This window comes from Lentzea rhizosphaerae (genome assembly GCF_042649515.1).
Lineage (GTDB): Bacteria > Actinomycetota > Actinomycetes > Mycobacteriales > Pseudonocardiaceae > Lentzea > Lentzea aerocolonigenes.
The window spans coordinates 128,116-144,488 of sequence record NZ_JBHRZI010000046.1 but is presented as its reverse complement, the minus strand read 5'-3'; the positions used below and the strand labels follow the sequence as shown (position 1 = coordinate 144,488).

At 68.8% G+C, this 16,373-nt stretch carries 13 protein-coding genes, 1 tRNA gene and 1 pseudogene; 11 read left to right on the top strand and 4 right to left on the bottom strand.

All coding sequences use genetic code 11. The features are described from left to right. The first annotated feature begins 70 nt into the window (after nt 1-70). The 3 genes from ACFOWZ_RS42535 (at nt 71) to ACFOWZ_RS42525 (ending at nt 2,839) form a co-directional block, all read left to right on the top strand. Complete coding sequence (locus ACFOWZ_RS42535; protein WP_382379662.1) at nt 71-586, top strand: hypothetical protein; 516 nt, start codon at nt 71-73, stop codon at nt 584-586. Next, the gene (locus ACFOWZ_RS42530) at nt 583-1,494 is read left to right on the top strand and encodes a ketopantoate reductase family protein (protein ID WP_382379661.1); all 912 of its coding nucleotides are present in this window, start codon (nt 583-585) and stop codon (nt 1,492-1,494) included. The genes ACFOWZ_RS42535 and ACFOWZ_RS42530 overlap by 4 nt, the downstream gene beginning before the upstream one ends. 94 nt (nt 1,495-1,588) lie before the next feature. Further along, complete coding sequence (locus tag ACFOWZ_RS42525; RefSeq protein ID WP_382379660.1) at nt 1,589-2,839, top strand: hypothetical protein; 1,251 nt, start codon at nt 1,589-1,591, stop codon at nt 2,837-2,839. A gap of 3 nt (nt 2,840-2,842) precedes the next feature. Here the strand turns inward: ACFOWZ_RS42525 and argS (ACFOWZ_RS42520) are convergent, their stop codons facing one another. The 3 genes from argS (ACFOWZ_RS42520) to ACFOWZ_RS42510 form a co-directional block, all read right to left on the bottom strand. Beyond that, nucleotides 2,843-4,549, bottom strand: coding sequence for an arginine--tRNA ligase (argS, locus tag ACFOWZ_RS42520; RefSeq protein WP_382379659.1), 1,707 nt, complete (start codon nt 4,547-4,549; stop codon nt 2,843-2,845). 8 nt (nt 4,550-4,557) lie between these two features. After that, a complete protein-coding gene (locus ACFOWZ_RS42515) occupies nt 4,558-6,738 on the bottom strand; it encodes a hypothetical protein (RefSeq protein ID WP_382379658.1) in 2,181 nt (726 codons plus the stop codon). A gap of 191 nt (nt 6,739-6,929) precedes the next feature. Next, nucleotides 6,930-8,141 (bottom strand): GNAT family N-acetyltransferase, encoded by a 1,212-nt coding sequence (locus ACFOWZ_RS42510; RefSeq protein WP_382379657.1) that lies wholly within the window; start codon nt 8,139-8,141, stop codon nt 6,930-6,932. Between the two features lie 177 nt (nt 8,142-8,318). Here ACFOWZ_RS42510 and ACFOWZ_RS42505 point away from each other — a divergent pair. Then, nucleotides 8,319-8,403, top strand: a tRNA-Ser gene (locus ACFOWZ_RS42505). Between the two features lies 1 nt (nt 8,404). Here ACFOWZ_RS42505 and ACFOWZ_RS42500 read toward each other — a convergent pair. Then, complete coding sequence (locus ACFOWZ_RS42500) at nt 8,405-9,370, bottom strand: ArsR/SmtB family transcription factor (RefSeq protein WP_382379656.1); 966 nt, start codon at nt 9,368-9,370, stop codon at nt 8,405-8,407. 56 nt (nt 9,371-9,426) lie between these two features. Between ACFOWZ_RS42500 and ACFOWZ_RS42495 the strand changes: the two genes are divergently transcribed. The 7 genes and pseudogenes from ACFOWZ_RS42495 (at nt 9,427) to ACFOWZ_RS42465 (ending at nt 16,370) form a co-directional block, all read left to right on the top strand. Continuing rightward, the gene (locus ACFOWZ_RS42495; protein WP_382379655.1) at nt 9,427-10,761 is read left to right on the top strand and encodes an MFS transporter; all 1,335 of its coding nucleotides are present in this window, start codon (nt 9,427-9,429) and stop codon (nt 10,759-10,761) included. A gap of 72 nt (nt 10,762-10,833) precedes the next feature. Then, a pseudogene (gene argS / locus ACFOWZ_RS42490) lies at nt 10,834-11,256 on the top strand (arginine--tRNA ligase domain-containing protein); the annotation flags it as partial. Nucleotides 11,257-11,272: 16 nt separating this feature from the next. Next, on the top strand, nt 11,273-11,515 hold the full coding sequence (locus tag ACFOWZ_RS42485) for a DALR anticodon-binding domain-containing protein (RefSeq protein ID WP_382379772.1): 243 nt from the start codon (nt 11,273-11,275) through the stop codon (nt 11,513-11,515). 79 nt (nt 11,516-11,594) lie between these two features. Further along, on the top strand, nt 11,595-12,536 hold the full coding sequence (locus ACFOWZ_RS42480; RefSeq protein ID WP_382379654.1) for a Ppx/GppA phosphatase family protein: 942 nt from the start codon (nt 11,595-11,597) through the stop codon (nt 12,534-12,536). Nucleotides 12,537-12,712: 176 nt separating this feature from the next. Then, nucleotides 12,713-14,341, top strand: a complete 1,629-nt coding sequence (locus tag ACFOWZ_RS42475; protein ID WP_382379653.1) for a peptide ABC transporter substrate-binding protein — start codon at nt 12,713-12,715, stop codon at nt 14,339-14,341. A 132-nt stretch (nt 14,342-14,473) separates the two neighbouring features. Continuing rightward, nucleotides 14,474-15,403: an ABC transporter permease gene (locus tag ACFOWZ_RS42470; protein WP_382379652.1), complete on the top strand. Its 930-nt coding sequence runs from the start codon at nt 14,474-14,476 to the stop codon at nt 15,401-15,403. Continuing rightward, entirely contained in the window at nt 15,396-16,370 is a 975-nt protein-coding gene (locus tag ACFOWZ_RS42465; RefSeq protein ID WP_382379651.1) for an ABC transporter permease, read from the top strand. Before ACFOWZ_RS42470 ends, ACFOWZ_RS42465 begins: the two co-directional genes overlap by 8 nt. Nucleotides 16,371-16,373 lie beyond the last annotated feature (3 nt).

Sequence of the window (16,373 nt, the reverse complement as noted above, 5' to 3'; positions counted from 1 at the left end):
TTTCCCGGGGTGGTTTTCGCTTTTGTGGATTCGTTGACATCCCAACTCGGGCTCTGCTTCCATTGAAGTCATGCGAATCTATCTCGCTGGAAGACTGTGCGTTTCGGTCGAAGACACCGACTTTCTCAACCCGAACCGGCTGCAGGACGGCAGGGAATGCGGGGTGCGGCTCGAACTGCGACTGGCGGAAGCGGACACCCTGCCCGGTTCGATTTACGCCTCGCGTGGCTTCGCCATCACGCGCGGCGTGTGCCGGTTCGACCTGCTGGAGTCCGCGCCGAGCGCTCAGGACCGGTTCCACTGGCACCCGGAGATGCCGAACGGAGAGGGCCGCAAGCGGCTCTACGACGACGAGCTGAGCAGCGATCCGCTGGGGTGGCTCGACAAGCGGCTGCGATCCGCGGTCGACCTGCTGAAGATCGGCGGGATCGAGGACGCGGCGAGCTACACCGGCGACGCGGAGCAGCTCGCACGGATGGCGGGTGTGATCGTGGCCGACGCTGCCGCGACGTTGCAGCGGTGGCGCAGCGCACCGTGGCCGCCGGTCGAGGCACGTGACGAACGCGGAATGGCGGTCGTGGCTTGAGAATTCTGGTGGTCGGTGCGGGCGCCACCGGCGGCTACTTCGGTGGCAGGCTCGCCGGGGCCGGGCGCGATGTCACCTTTCTCGTGCGGCCGCGCAGGGCCGAGCAGCTGCGGACGGGCGGCCTGACCATCCACGGCCGGGACGATGACGTGACGCTGTTCCCGGAGCTCGTCACCGCGGCCGAGCTCCGCGGAGCCCACGACCTGGTGCTGCTCGCGGTGAAGGCGTACGGGCTGGAGCAGGCGATCAGGGAACTCGCCCCGGCCGTCGGGCCCGAGACGGTGATCCTGCCGCTGCTCAACGGCATGCGGCACATCGATCTGCTGACCGAACGGTTCGGCTCCGCGGTGCTGGGAGGTGTGTGCCAGGTGACGACGACGCTCGACGCGAACGGCGCCGTCCACCAGCTCAACGACCGCCACGAGATCGCGCACGGAGTCCTGGACACGGCTCCGTCCCGGCTCGACGACGTCGGATCGGCGCTGGCCGGCGCGGGCTTCACGTCCAGGAGGTCGTCCAGGATCCACGCCGAGATGTGGGAGAAGTGGGTGCACGTGGCGGCGCTCGGCGCGGTCACCTGCCTGATGCGCGGGCTCGTCGGTCAGGTCGTGGCCGCTCCGGGCGGCCGGCACTTCGCCGAGAGCACCCTCGCCGAGTGCGCGGCGGTCGCGGCGGCCTCCGGCCACCCGATCCGCGCCGAGGTGCTCGTGCGATCGCGGGAGGTCCTCACCGAGCCGGGCTCGACCGCGACGTCCTCGCTCTACCGCGACCTGTGCGCCGGAAAACCGGTGGAAGGGGAACACGTGATCGGGGATCTCGTCCGCAGGGCCGGAGAACTCGGCCTTTCCACTCCGTTGCTCGCACTGGCGCGCACTCACCTCGGTATTCACCGAAGTGTGGTCGCCTGAATTCGAGGAATGAATGACCCACCCCTGGTACAGCGCGCTTCCCCGGGGAGCTGTCGCGCCCGCCGAACGAATCAGTGAAGTGATGCGCGCGTCGATGCGCGACCTCGGATTCCCCTACAAGGTGGCGCAGGCCGCGACACCACTGGTGCTGCCGCACTCCTCCTACGCCGAGCTCTTCCGCGTGACCGATGTTCTGGTCGGCCTGCTGCGCCGCACCGTGCTTGAGGTCGCTCCCAGTCAGCAGGGGAGGGTCGAGGCGTTCAGCGCCACTGCCCGCGACTACCCGCTCTTCATCGAGGACCAGGTTCTGGAGGAGCGTTACGCGCACGTCATGGCTCGGCCTGACGTGATCGTCGGGCCCACCGGACCGCGGTTCGTGGGGTTCAACATCAGCGGCGGGTTCGGTGGCACCGTCGAGGCGCACTGCCGGTACCAGGCGTGGCGCAAGATCTACCGCCAGGAGAACGGAAAGCTGCCGTTCTCCTATCACGACCCGATCGCCAGCCGGGCCAACCTGTTCGTCGACGTCGTCGAGGAGCTCGCCGTGCCTCCGCGTCTGGCCTGGGTCGGCGCGTTGCGCGAACACGTCGAGTACCCGGACTCGGCCCGGTACTTCGACCTCGACGTCGACCACCTGACCAGGCGGGGTTTCAGCGCGCGCTACTTCGAGCCGGAGGAGCTGGAGGAGGCCTGGAACTGCCCGCCGCACCTGCGGTACCACGTGGGTCTGCGGCACATCAACGTGCCTGACTGGGAGGTGCTCGGCATCGACATCGAGCCCGTCCGCAAGGCGCTGGACCACGGCCTCCTGCTGCTGTCGACCCAGCTGTCCGGCCTGCTCTCGAACAAGCTGACCCTGGGGCTGCTCTCCGAGGGCCGTTCCTGGATGAGCTCGGCGGAACGCGACCTCGTGGACCGCTACGTGCCGTGGACGCGGATCTTCACCGAACGGCACACGTCCTGGCGCTGCGAGCAGGTCGACCTGGTGCCGCACGTGCTCGCGCACCGCGAGCGCATGGTCCTGAAGAGGGGCATCCCCAGCAACGGCAGGCACGTCTTCATCGGCAAGGACATCGACGCGAGAACATGGCAGGCACTGGTGGAGGACGCCGCGATCGCGGGGACGAGTGTGGTGCAGGAGCACGTGCCGACGGAGAAGGTGCCGTTGGCGGTCCTGCCGGGTCCGGCGGACGAGCCCGAGTTCGTCGAGGTCGCGCCGGTGCTCGGCCCCTTCCTGTTCGGTGGCCGCCCTGGCGGGGTGTGGGCGCGGTTCCTCCCCGACGGTGGCACCGGGAACCTGGCAACGGCGCCCACGGCGACGGACACGGTGGTCGTCGTCGCCTGACGGTCACATCCGCTCCGGCGCCTCGATCCCGAGCAACGAGAGCCCGAGTGCCAGGACCGAGGCGGCGAGCCCGGTGAGCACGAGCCGGGACGAACGCACCTCCGGCGGCGCGCCGGCGGCCAGTACCGGACAGGTGTCGTAGAAACCGTTGAACGCGGCGGCGGTCTCGTGCAGGTAAGCGCAGAGCTTGTGCGGTGCATGTGTGCGCAGCGTCGCGTCGACGGCGTCGGGGAAACGGACCAGGTGCAGCGCGAGAGCGTGTTCCGCGGGGGTGCGGAGGTCCGGCCGGCCGACCACCGAACCACCCGCGGCCCGCAGGATCGAGGCCGCGCGGGCGTGCGCGTACTGCACGTACATCGCCGTGTTGCGGCCGGGCGCCAGCATCCGGTCCCACGTGAACACGTAGTCCCGCAAGCGATCGACCGACAGCTCCGCGTACTTCACCGCGCCGATCCCGACCGCCCGCGCGACCTCTGCCCGTTCGGCGGTGCCGAGCGACGATCGGGCGGCGAGCACCTCGTCCGCCCGGTCGACGGCTGCCGCCAGGAGGTCGGCCAGCTTCACCGACTCGCCGGCCCGGGAGCGGACGGGACGGCCGTCCTCGTCGAGCACCGTGCCGAAACCGATGTGCTCGGCGTGGACTTCGCCGGTGAGGTAACCGGCCTGCCTTCCGGCCGCGAACAACTGCCTGAAGTGCAGGCTCTGCGGAGCGCCGACCACGAACAGCAGGTCGGTGGCGCCGCGGGGGCCGGTCCAGTAGCGGATCGTCGCCAGATCGGTGGCGTGGTAGCCGTAGGCGCCGTCGCTCTTGCGCACGATCAGCGGCAACGGGGAACCGTCGCGGCCGCGGAAACCGGGCGGGAACAAGCAGACCGCGCCGTCGCTGAGCTCGGTCAGTCCCTTGTGCCGCAAGTCTTCCAGCGTCTCGTCGAGCATCGGCTGGTAGAAGCTCTCACCGTACGTGTCGGCCGACGTCAGCGAGACGCCCAGCAGCGCGTAGATCTCGTCGAGATGGCGAGCCGACTCGGCGATCAGCAGCCGCCACAGCTCGCGAGTGCGGTCGTCTCCTCTTTGCAGTGCGACGACGCGTGACCGCGCCCGGTCCGCGAAGGCCGGGTCGGAGTCGAACTTGCGACGGGCGTCCTGGTAGCAGGTGTTCAGGTCCGCGATCCCGGCCGTGCCGTCCCACCCGACGTCCACCAGGTGCTCGACGAGCATGCCGAACGGCGTGCCCCAGTCACCGACGTGGTTGTGCGGCACGACGTCGTGGCCCGCGAAGCGGAGCAGGCGCACCAGGGCGTCGCCGATGATCGTCGACCGCAGGTGGCCGACGTGCATTTCCTTGGCGGCGTTGGGACTGGAGTAGTCGAGGGCGATCCGGCGCGGGGAGGACGTGACGGGCACGCCGAGCCGTGCGTCGCCCGCCGCCCTGGCGACCGCGGCGGAGAGCCACGACCTGCGCACCACGACGTTGAGGAATCCCGGCCCGCTCACCTCTGGGAGTTCGACGACCTCACGGTCCACGGCGTTCGCGATGGCGGCCGCCACTTCGCGCGGTGGGACGCCCGTCACCTGAGCCAGCTGCAGGGCGATGTCGCTCTGGAAGTCGACGCCGGGCCTGCGGGACGACTGGAGCAGCGCGACGTCCGGATCGAGTTCGACGCCGACCGCGCTGCGCACCGCCCGCGCCAGCTGTGCGGTGATCTCCACGGGACTCCTCACCAGTGGTGCGACAGGTCGCTGGCCGGCCGCTCGACCAGCCCCTGCGGTGGCGCCGTCCAGATCGTGCGCTGGGCGACGGTCAGACTGAGCTCACTGCTGAAGTAGGCCCGCAGGAACTCGGCGTCGGTCGGGACGGATTCGGTGGTGGACAACGAGAACTCGACGACCTCGCGTTCACCGGGGGCGAGCACGACTTCGGCCACCGACGGTTCGGTGACGTAGCCGAACTGCCGGGCGCGCCGCACCGTCAGACCGGCCCAGCCGCGGATCCGGCGGTCCAGCGGGTTGCGCAGTTCCAGGCCGACGGCCTGAGCCACCGCCGGACGCAGCACCGGATCGGTCAGCAGCAGCGGGGCGGGCAGGTGCTGTGGCCGGTCCCAGATGGTGCCGCAGGTCCGGCAGATCCCGACCACACGTCGCGCTTCGGCGACGACGCTCGACTCGACCGTGCGGTGCATGACCTCGTCACCGCAGTAGGGACACGCGTCCGCGACTGCGTGCCGCGTGACGGTGAAGGTGCCGTCCTCGAACAGGCACTGCTCGTGGAACGTGAACGCGCGTGCCGACGCGGTGCGCTCGACGTAGTGCTGACAGAGCGCGCGGTCCACCGCGTGGATCTCGGCCGCGGTCGCCACCGCCCTGCGGTCGGTCTCCGAGCAGGCCGACACGTCGTAGCCCGCCTGGGACGCTTGCCGGATCAGGTAGGTCTGGGTCGAGCGCCACTCCGGTTCCCTACTCTTGATCTTCGGGTGGTAGCCGCGCAGCAACTTGCCGTACGCCTGCAACGTGGTCGTTGCCGCCTGCACCGCGGCGATGGCGTCGGTGCCCGCTCTGCTCGTGCTGACCGACACCGTGAAGGTCGCGTCCGCCAACCGGCTCGGCCCGATCAGGTGGACGGTGGCCGACCCGTCGACGTTCGGCACGACACCGAAGTACAGCTGTGGCCGTTGCGGCGAGTCGTCGGTGAACCTGACCTGCAGGCCGGGATCGAAGTGCGGCACCTCGACGGTCACGTACTCGGCGCAGACCCCGCGGAACTCGGCGCGCGTGTGGTCCTCCAACACCTGCGTGCTGCTGGTGCCGGTCTCGGGCGCAGGGGTGAACAGTGTCCGTTCGCCCTCCCCGAGCACCTGGTAGCTCGGGGAGTCCGGGCCCAGGAACGGCAGCATCGCGTTGAGCAGCCGCGTGGACTCGCCCACGGAGTTGCCGCCGCGCAGCAGCCGGTGCAGCAGCACGAACTCCGCTGGAGAGCCGATCACCACCCCGGAGGCCGTGACCACGACGCTCGCACTGTCCTCCAACGCGCTGAACGCCAGCGAGAACTCGGGCGCGAACAACCCCGTGCCGCCCAGCCGCAGCACGTTGCAGCCACCGAGCACGACCGCGCCCGCACCAAGCCGGTTGATCGGGACGACCTCGCCCTGCTTCACGCACGACCCGGCGCTGGCGCAGGTCGGCACCCTCGCGTCCGCCCGAGCGTCGAGGAACTCGAAGGACCGCCCGCACACCCCGTCACGGCCGAGGTTGAACAGGTCCTCCCGGCTGTGTCCCCACATCATGAGCAGATCCGGTTCGGGTGCCTGGCGCACCGCAGCCGCGGTCAGGTCGTCCCCTGTGATGAAGGTGAGCGAGTCGTCCTCGGCCACGCCGATCATCTTGTCGGGGAACAGTCCCAGCGCGGACCGGTCGCGATCCGGTGACCGGCGGTGGTGCGCGGCGACGACTCTGGTCAGGATCGGCAGCGTTCGCGCGGTGAGGTAGCTCAGCGGCCGGGCGGGGAAGGCGATCGCCGCCATCGCCTCGTGCGGCACCGTGAACGAGACCGCGGCGGTGAGTGCGTCCTGGACGTTCCGGCTCAGCAGCCCGGGCGCGGCGCACACGGTGACCGGTCCCGTGCTGTGGCGGGTCGCCTCGACGAGCGAGGCCTCGTCGTCGAACCACGCGAACGGGCGACCGCTCGCGTGGGCGTGCAGCACCGCGGGCAACGCCCAGTCGGCTGGCCCGAAACCGAGCACAGGTCCGTCCGCCGTCGGGGCCGGACTCCTTGCAGCGCACCAGTTCTCGACGCCCGCCGCGCCGGTTGGGCACCACTGGACAGGTGGCGGCGGCTCCGGCTCCCGCACGGCACCCGCGGGTGCGGGGAGCGCGGAGTTGCCGGGGTGCAACACCGGAAGCACGTCGGCCGAGGCTGAGCCGAGTGTTCGCGCGACTGAAGATGCGTACTCCGCAACGGTTTCGACCATGACGATGCGCACTGGCTGGGCGGCCTTTCCACGTCGTGAACGGGAGCCTGACCGCCACGATAGGGCAGTGATCGTCCGGGCCGGCGGGCTCGGCGCAAGACCGCGCCACGACTTTCTCGCGGGCGTCAGCTCGTGAGGTGCACGTCCAGCGCTGCCAGGCGCCGCTGCTCACCGAGGCTCTGCAGTTCGCCCACGCGGTGGAGGACATCGCCTTCCGGTCCGTCGAACCGGAGGTAGCCGTACAGCGGCAGCAGCCGGCACCCTCGCGCCCGCTTGGCCTCGTAGGTCGACAGGCCGAAGAACGCCCGGCGCACACCGTTTTCCGCGCCCCAGCTCGGCACCTCGTGGTACAACAGGACAAAATAGCCCGAGTTGTGCAGTGCCTCGTCGTCGAACCCGGTCGAGCGCGTGTGCAGTTCGCCGCGAGCCCGGTCGTGGAGGCACAGCGCGAACCCGAGCGTCTCGCCGTCGCGTTCGGTGGTGAACACGACGACCGAATCCCCTGCGGAATCACGGATGTTCTCGAACTCGCGGCGCACCGGCTCCACGTCGCCGGACATGCCGTGCTTGGCGCGCAGCCGCGCCTGCAACAGGACCAGGTCGTCGGTGATCGCGTCCGGGCCGGTGCGCACGACCGTGTGCAGACCGCGGGATTCGTACTGGCTGATCTCCTTGCGCGTGCGAACCCTCCTGCGGCTGCGGAGGGCCGCGAAGTACTCCTCACGGGTGTGCACGGCGGGAATCTCCAGGACGCTCTCCGCGCCCAGCACGACCCTGCCGTAGTTCGCCGCCTTGGCCGCCGCTCGCAGACCCTGGGTGTCGTCGTCCTCGCCCACGTGGAGGACACCGGAACTCCGGCAGTCGAGCGAGGCCGCGGCGTCCGCCAGCAGCTCGGGCAGCGCCTCGAAGATCTCGGCGGGGGAGACCGGTGAGGCCGGTGCCACGGCGACGCCGTGGTCCGAGCCGCGGGTGCTGATCGCGACTGACGGGTACTGCCCGGCACGAAGCGAGGACAGGCGAGTGCGCAGTGCGTCGTAGTCCGCGCGTTCCTCCGCGGTCAGCCTGTTCTGGTCGCCGAATGCGCGCTCGTCACCGGTGATTCCCGGCGGCTTCAGGTAGAACGCGCCGGTCTCCTCGGTCGACAACATCAGCGGAGCTGTCGCGCACAACTCGCCATTCGTGCTCTCGATCACCAGGAACCGCAGGTCGTCGTGGTGCGCCCTGGCGGTGAAACGCCGCCACGGTTCGTCGCCCCACCAGCTCCGCGCCACCGTCGGCCCGGCAGGCAGGTCGGCGAACGACACGACCCGGCCGTGCAAAGAACTGAACGAACTCATGATTTCCCCAGCTGACACACCCAGAACGACCCCATGGCGAATACGGCAGCGCGTGATCACGTGCGACATCAGTCGCGCACAAATGCGAGCCCCCAGCGCCCCTGTTGCCAGGCTACGCCGATGACGCACCGCCCGTGTGCGTCCTGCGTTACCGCGATCGCCACTACCATCGGTGGCGCCGGGGTGGCGGAAGTGGAAGACGCACCCGCGTACTGAGCGGGCGGACCGAGGTCCATTGGGGGTTCGAATCCCTCACCCGGCGTTCATTCCCCGGCGGCGACCAGTGCGTCCCCGAGTGCGGTTCGCCGGTAGAGCACGTACTTCCCGGAACGGGTGCCCTGCGTCAGACCTCCGCGGGTGAGCACACCGAGCTGCTGGCTGATCGCGGACGGCGTCACGGAACACAGGTCGCTGAGCTCGGCGGTGGTCCGCGGTTCCGACAGCAGCAGCAACAACTGGCTCTTGCCCGCACCGATCAACCGACGCAACGCCGTGCCCGCCTGCTTGGCCTCGCTGGCCCTCACGTTCCCGCGCCCGCGGGCCGGATAGACGATCTGCGGCGACGCGTGCTCAGTGTTCGGCACGGCGATCCGGTCGGTGAACACCGAAGGCGTCAGCACCAGCTCGTCCTGACCCAGCGACTTGCGATAGGTCAGCGCACCCTCCCGGTTCAGCCGGATGACCAGCTTCCTGCCCTTCAGCAACACCTGGTCGCCCAGCTCGGCCAACGCGGCCGGCAGACCGCGAGAGGCGATGCGCTCGCCCCGGTGCAGCAGGTCGCTGTTGAGAACGCGGCGGATCCCCGGCCAGGCCGGTTCGAAGCACGTGGTCCAGAAGCTGCGCAAGGCGTGCACGATGCGCTCCCGCACCTCGCCGGAATCACCGCGCAGCGCTTCCGGCACGTCGCCGCCGACGTGCAGGGACGTGTAGTCGGCCATCAGTTCTCGGCCTGCCTGGATGGCGTCGAGCTCGGCGGCGAACCCCGTGGTCGTGCCTGTCGAGGGCGGGTGCAGGAAGTCCGGAGTCCACAGCTGCGGCGACACCAACGCGTCGAGGACGGCGGCGTCCGGGTCGTCCAGCCGGGCGTACCCCGCGCGGATCCACGAGGCGTGGAACGGCGCCCGCTCGGGTGCGCGCAACAGCTTGAGCGACTGGCCCACCTCGGACAGGGCCGAGATGCCGAATCGCACCGGAGGAATGGCGTCCGCGTCCAGCACGTACTCGATCATTTAGTCATACGCTACATCGTTTCGCACGCTCCGGTGACGGCCGATAGCTTTCGGTGATGTCCAACCGGGGGGAAGAGACAGGCGCGATCCGTGCTGCCGCGACGGCGACGTGGTCGGAGATCCGCGAAACCGTCCACTCGACCGACCGGGCGACCAGGGCTCTGATCCTCGCCACCGCGACCACGAGCCTCGGCACCGGTCTGTTCTACGCGGTGAGCGCGATCTTCTTCTCGACCGTGGTCGGGCTGACCGCCGCCCAGATCGGCATCGGGCTCGCGTGTGCGGGCGTGGCCGGGGTGCTCGGCGCGCTCGCCGGCGGTTACGTCGCCGCCTGGATCGGTCTGCGGACCACGGTGGTCTGCGCGCTGGTGGTGCTCGGCATCCTGATCTGCAGCTACCTGCTCGCGCACGACGTCGTCACGTTCACGCTGCTGGCGTCGGCCATCTCGGCGGTGCGGTTCGCGGGCATCACCGCGCGGGCAGCGCTCATCGCATCCGTCTTCACCGGACCGGACCGAGTGCGCGTGCGGGCGCGAATCAGGGTCGTGACGAACGTGATGGTCGGCATCGGCGCTCTGCTCGCCGGGATCTCGCTCGCCGTCGGCACACCGCTCGCGTTCGGCGTCGCGGTGGTGCTGGTGGGGGTGCTGACGTCGCTGAGCGCACTGCCGCTGCTGTCACGGGAGATCGACTTCAGTGCGGCGGAAGCGGCCGCGAAGGCCCCGGTCGCCGGGAAGGCGAGCGAACCGGGGGAACGGCCGCAGTCACCGTTCACGGACCTGCGCTACCTCGCGGTCTCGTTCCTGGTCGGTGTCAACGCGACCTACTTCGCCCTGCTCGAGATCGGCATGCCGCTGTGGGTCACTCAGCACACGAGCGCGCCGGACGTGCTGGTCGCGGTGTTGCTCGCGACGAACACAGCGGTCATCGTCCTCACCCAGGTGGTCGCCTCGAAGGGCTGCCACGAGGTGCGCACGGCCGGCCGCGCGGCGTTGCGCGGGGCGCTGCTCATCGCGGCCGCGTGCCTGGTGTTCGCGATCTCCGGCTCGGTCGGGGTGCTGATCGCGTCGGCGTTGCTCCTGCTCGCCCTGTTGCTGATGTCCGGTGGTGAGGCGTTCGGCGAGGCCGGCGCCTGGGGGCTCACGATGGAGTTGGCCCACCCGCGCAACCAGGCCCGGTACCAGGGCGTCGCCGAGATGGCCTACGCGGCGGGCCAGACGGTGGGGCCGCTGTTGATCTCCGTCACCGCGCTCGAGTCCGGTGCGCGGGGGTGGCTCGTGCTGGCCGTGATGTTCGTGGCGTCCGGTGCCGGCCTGCACCTGTTGTCCCGTACCGGAGGACGCCCGCAGTGGCGACCCGCCGAACCGGTCGCACCCGTCGCGGTCCAGTGACGTGGGTGCGCGTTGGCGGCTCCCGAACGAAACCGGCATCGTCCACATCGAACAGAACGGTCCTCCGCGGTCATGACCTCTGTGCCTGCTCTGGGCCACCGGCTTCAGGAGCTGGTCGCCGACGCGATCGCCACAGCGCTTCCCGGTGTCGCTGACGCCGACCCCGAGCTGCAGCGGTCCGATCGCGCCGACTGGCAGGCGAACGGCGTGCTCGGTCTCGCGAAGAAGGCCGGCTCGAACCCTCGGGACCTGGCCTGCGACGTCGTGGCCGCACTGCGCGGTGAAGGCGTGCTGGCTGCGAGTGAGGTGTCCGGTCCGGGGTTCGTCAACCTGACGGTCGACGACTCCACGATCCTCCGCCAGGTGCAGGCACGGGTCAGAGACCCTCGTCCGGGTGTTCCCCTGGCGGAGGTGTCGCCGGGCAGCGTGACCGTGGTCGCCTACTCCCAGCCGGACATCGCGAAGGAGAGGCACGTCGGCCACCTCCGTTCGACGATCATCGGCGACGGGCCTGCTGCTCGACGACCTCTCGGACGTGCTCACCCGGGTCGCCGAACTGGGCGGGCCGCACAGGCTGTGCCAGTACCTGTTCTCGGTCGCGTCCGCCTTCACCGCGTTCTACGAGCGCTGCCCGGTCCTGAAGGCCCCGTCGCCGGCCGTGATGGCGAACCGGTTGCTGCTGTGCCGGTTGACCGCCAGGACCCTGCAGGTCGGTGTGGGACTGCTCGGCATCGCCACTCCTGACAGGCTTTGACCGGCGGGCCGAGTGGGCGCGGCGTCCTCGTGCGCAATGCTTGCCGCGGAGCTGTAGGACCTTACTTGTAGGAGTGCACATGGCGCGTGTTGCCGCCATCGACTGCGGGACCAACTCGATCCGGCTGCTGGTCGCGGACGTGACCAAGCGCGACGACGGCACCGCGTGGCTGCGCGACGTGCACCGGGAGATGAAGATCGTCCGGCTGGGGCAGGGCGTGGACGCGACGGGGCGGCTCGCACCGGAGGCGATCCAGCGCACCAGGGAGGCGCTCGCCGAGTACGCGACGGTCTGCCGGCGCAAGGGCGTCGAGCGCGTGCGGATGGTCGCGACGAGCGCCACGCGGGACGCGAGCAACCGCGACGACTTCTTCGGCATGACCGCGGAGATCCTCGGCGCGCCCGCCGAGGTGATCACCGGGGACGAGGAGGCGGGGCTGTCGTACCTCGGCGCGGTGGCCGATCTTGACCCGGAAGAGGGACCCTTCCTCGTCACCGATCTGGGTGGAGGTTCGACGGAGTTCGTCCTCGGCACCGGCACGGAGGTCGAGGCCGCGAGGTCGATGGACATCGGTTGTGTGCGGCTCACCGAGCGGTTCATCCACTCCGATCCGCCGAAGGAGGACGAAATCGCCGAGGCGGAAGCGTTTGCGCGCGAAGCGATCAAAGAAGCGTTCTCCGTGGTGCCTGTGGAGAAGGCGAAGACGTGGATTGGTGTCGCCGGCACCGTCACGACATTGTCAGCCCTGGTCCAAGGGCTGGAGGTGTACAACAGCGACGTTATTCACCTCAGCAGGATCACACTTGACAATGTTCGTGAAATCACGGACCGTATCCTCTCCATGACGCATGATGAACGTGCCTCGCTCGGGCCCATGCACCCCGGTCGAGTGGACGTGATCTGCGGTGGAGCGCTGGTACTGCGTGCGATTGCCGACGAACTGGAGAATCGCGCGGGTATTCGCACGCTCGTGTGCAGCGAGCACGACATCCTCGACGGCATCGCGTTTTCCCTGGTCTAGAGCCGAATTAAGGTCGACTTGAGGCGATCGTGACAAGTTTGTGACCGCTTTCGGTGCGCGTACTCCTGGACACCCCGGTTAACGTCCTCTCACGTTTTGGGAGGTGGACGAGACCTCCCGGGGAGGCGTGCGTGCGCAATAACTGCGCCGACGCCGGGGAAAGGCGGGAGAGACTGATGTCGCGATCACTGGTTGCGTGGGTGGCTCTGCCAGCCGCGCTGGCCATGACGCTCAGCGCATGCGGCGGCGGTGGGGGCGGATCCACCTCCGAGGGCAAGGAAGACGCGGAAGGCACGGTGTCGATCTACGGCACCGAGCCGAAGAGCACGCTCTTCCCGGCCAACACGACCGAGGCGGGCGGTGGCAAGGTCACCGACGCGCTGTTCTCGCGGCTGGTGGGCTACAAGGCCGAGGACGGCGCCACCTACAACCTGGTGGCCGACTCGATCACCACGACCGACGCCAAGGTCTACAACATCAAGTTGAAGTCGGGCTGGACCTTCCACGACGGCACCCCGGTGAAGGCGAAGAACTTCGTCGACGCCTGGAACTACGCCGCCTACTCGCCCAACGCGCAGCAGGCCGGCTCGTTCTTCGCCCCCATCCAGGGCTACAAGGACGTGCACTCGGAGGACGAGGGCGCGAAGCCGGCCGCGGACAAGATGTCCGGTCTCGAGGTCGTCTCCGACACCGAGTTCAAGGTCACGCTGGCCGCTCCGAACTCGGTCTTCACGACGATGCTCGGCTACCAGCCGTTCTCGCCGCTGCCCGACGCGTTCTTCGCCGACCCGAAGGCGTACGAGGCCAAGCCGATCGGCAACGGCCCGCTGAAGTTCGTCTCCCGCACGCCGAACGCGCTGATCAAGCTCGAGCGCTTCGACGACTACAAGGGCGAGGACAAGGTCCACTTCAAGACCTTGGACATCAAGATCTACTCCAGCCAGGAGACCGCGTACCAGGACCTGGTCGCGGGCAAGCTGGACTTCATGGAGGCCCTGCCGCCGTCGGCCAAGGTCGGCGAGAAGTACAAGGCGGACCTCGGTGACCAGGTGCTGAACGCGAACCTGCTGAGCCAGAGCGCGATCGCCCTGCCGTACTACATCCCGGCGTACAAGGACAACGTCAAGCTGCGCCAGGCCATCTCGATGGCCATCAACCGCGAGCAGATCACCAAGACCGTGCTCGCCGGCTCGTACGTGCCGTCCGACGGCTGGGTCTCGCCCGGCATCAAGGGCTACGAGAAGGGCATCTGCGGCGAGTACTGCACGTACAACCCGGAGAAGGCCAAGCAGCTGCTCCAGGAGTCCGGCTTCACCGGCAAGCTCACCATCCAGTCCAACCAGGACGGTGGCCGCAAGGAGCCGCTCGAGGCCGCGTGCAACAGCATCAAGCAGGCTCTGGGTGTCGAGTGCGAGTTCGTCGGCGCCACCAACTTCGGTGCGTTCCGCCAGATCGTCGACGGTGGCCAGCTCACCGGCATGAGCCGTTCCGACTGGTCGGCCGACTACCCGTCGATCGAGAACTTCCTCAACCCGCTGTACCGCACGGGTGGTTCGTCCAACGACTCGCGTTACTCGAACCCGGCCGTGGACAAGCTGCTGGAGGAGGCGGACGGCACCGCCGACCCCGAGGCCGCGATCAAGAAGTACCAGGAAGCCCACAAGCTGATCGCCAAGGACATGCCGTCCATCCCGGTGTGGAACGAGAAGGGCATCGGCGCGCGTTCGAAGAACCTGCTCGCCGCCAAGCTGACCTTCACCCGTGACGCCGAGCTCTCGGCGTTCCGCGTCAAGGCGAAGAGCTGACCGGTCTGACAGCACACGACGTCTGATCACTGAGCAGTACCGTCCGGCCTCGCGTCCACCCAAGCGTTACGGACGCGGGGCCGGAGCGGTGTTCGGGATCGGGCGCCCCCCACCACGCAAGGAGCCGACCTCATGGGTCGCTATGTGCTGCGCCGACTGCTGCAGCTGATACCGGTCTTCCTGGGGACCACTTTTCTGATCTACGCCCTGGTCTGGGCGATTCCGCAGGACCCGTTCGCCGGCAAGTGCGGCCAGCGGCCGTGCGACCCGACTTACGTGGCCGAGGTGAGCGAGAAGCTCAACCTCAACGACCCGCTGCTGATCCAGTACTTCAAGTACCTCGGCAACCTGCTGGTCGGCGACTTCGGCACCACGTTCAACGGAGTCTCCGTCGGCGAGCAGATCGCCACGTCGTGGCCCATCACGCTGAAGATGGGCATCATCGCGCTGATCATCGAGGCGCTCATCGGCATCACCGCCGGCGTGCTGACGGGTCTGCGCAAGCAGGGCTTCCTGGACAACCTGGTCCTGGTCTCGACCCTGTTCCTGATCTCGCTGCCGGTGTTCGTCACCGGTTTCGTGCTGCGGCTCTACCTCGGCCCGCAGGGCTTCGACTGGATCGACACCTCGGTCAGCTCGGACCCGACGATCGGTGAGCTGATCCTCCCGGGCTTCGTGCTCGGCAGCCTTTCCATGGCCTACGTCGCCCGCCTGACCCGCACGAGCATCGTGGAGAACCGTCGCGCGGACTACGTGCGCACCGCGATCGCCAAGGGCCAGCCCGGCACCCGTGTCGTCGGCATCCACCTGCTGCGCAACTCGCTGATCCCGGTCATCACGTTCCTCGGCACCGACCTGGGTAGCCTCATGGGTGGCGCGATCGTCACCGAGGGCGTGTTCAACATCAACGGCATCGGTGGCCTGATCTTCCGCGGCATCCAGGAGAAGGAAGGCGTCATGGTCACGGGCATCGTGACCCTGCTGGTGCTCGTGTACCTGCTGATGAGCCTGATCGTCGACCTCCTGTACGCCGTTCTCGACCCGAGGATTCGCTATGAGTGACCCAGGATCCGTGTCCGGTGGAACCGGACTCGAGGCGTCCGCGGCGGCCGGCGTCGACCAGCTCAGCCACGTCGACGACTCGTCGCAGAAGCAGCGCAAGCCCCGCTCCCTGTGGAGCGACGCGTGGGGCGAGCTGCGCACCAAGCCCACGTTCATCATCTCGCTGGTGATCATCGCGATCATCGTGCTGATGGCGATCTGGCCGACGCTGTTCACCTCCGTCGACCCGCGCCACGCCAACCTCGACAAGTCGCTCGCGCCGCCCTCGGGTGACGCGTGGTTCGGCTACGACCTGCAGGGCTACGACGTCTACGCCCGCGCCATGCACGGTGCTCGCGCGTCGCTGCTGGTCGGGTTGTTCTCGACGATCCTGACCGTGCTGATCGGCTCGATCATCGGCATCGTCGCGGGCTACGCGAAGACGTGGATCGACAGCCTGCTCTCGCGGTTCAGCGACATCTTCGCCGGTGTGCCGTTCGTGCTGGGTGCGATCGTCATCCTGACGACGCTCAACGCGCCGACGGAGAACCCCGGCGTCGTCCGGATCATCACGCAGGTGGTGCTCTCGATCGCCGTGCTGTCGTGGCCGGTGGCCATGCGCATCATGCGGTCGGCGACCCTGGTGGCGAAGCAGCAGGACTACGTGCGTGCCGCACGTGGCCTCGGTGCCTCGCCGCTGCGGATCGTGTTCCGGCACCTGCTGCCCAACACCGTGGCGCCCGTGCTCGTGTACGCGACGATCGCCCTGGGTGCCTTCATCGGCGCCGAGGCGACGCTCGCGTTCCTCGGCATCGGCCTGCGTCCGCCGGTCGTGTCGTGGGGCGTGATGATCTCGGAGTCCCGCGACTACTTCCAGTCGGCACCGCACATGCTGCTGTTCCCGGCGGGCTTCGTCACGGTCACCGTGCTCGCCTTCGTCATGCTCGGCGACGCCGTGCGCGACGCCCTCGACCCCAAGTCCCGATAGGAA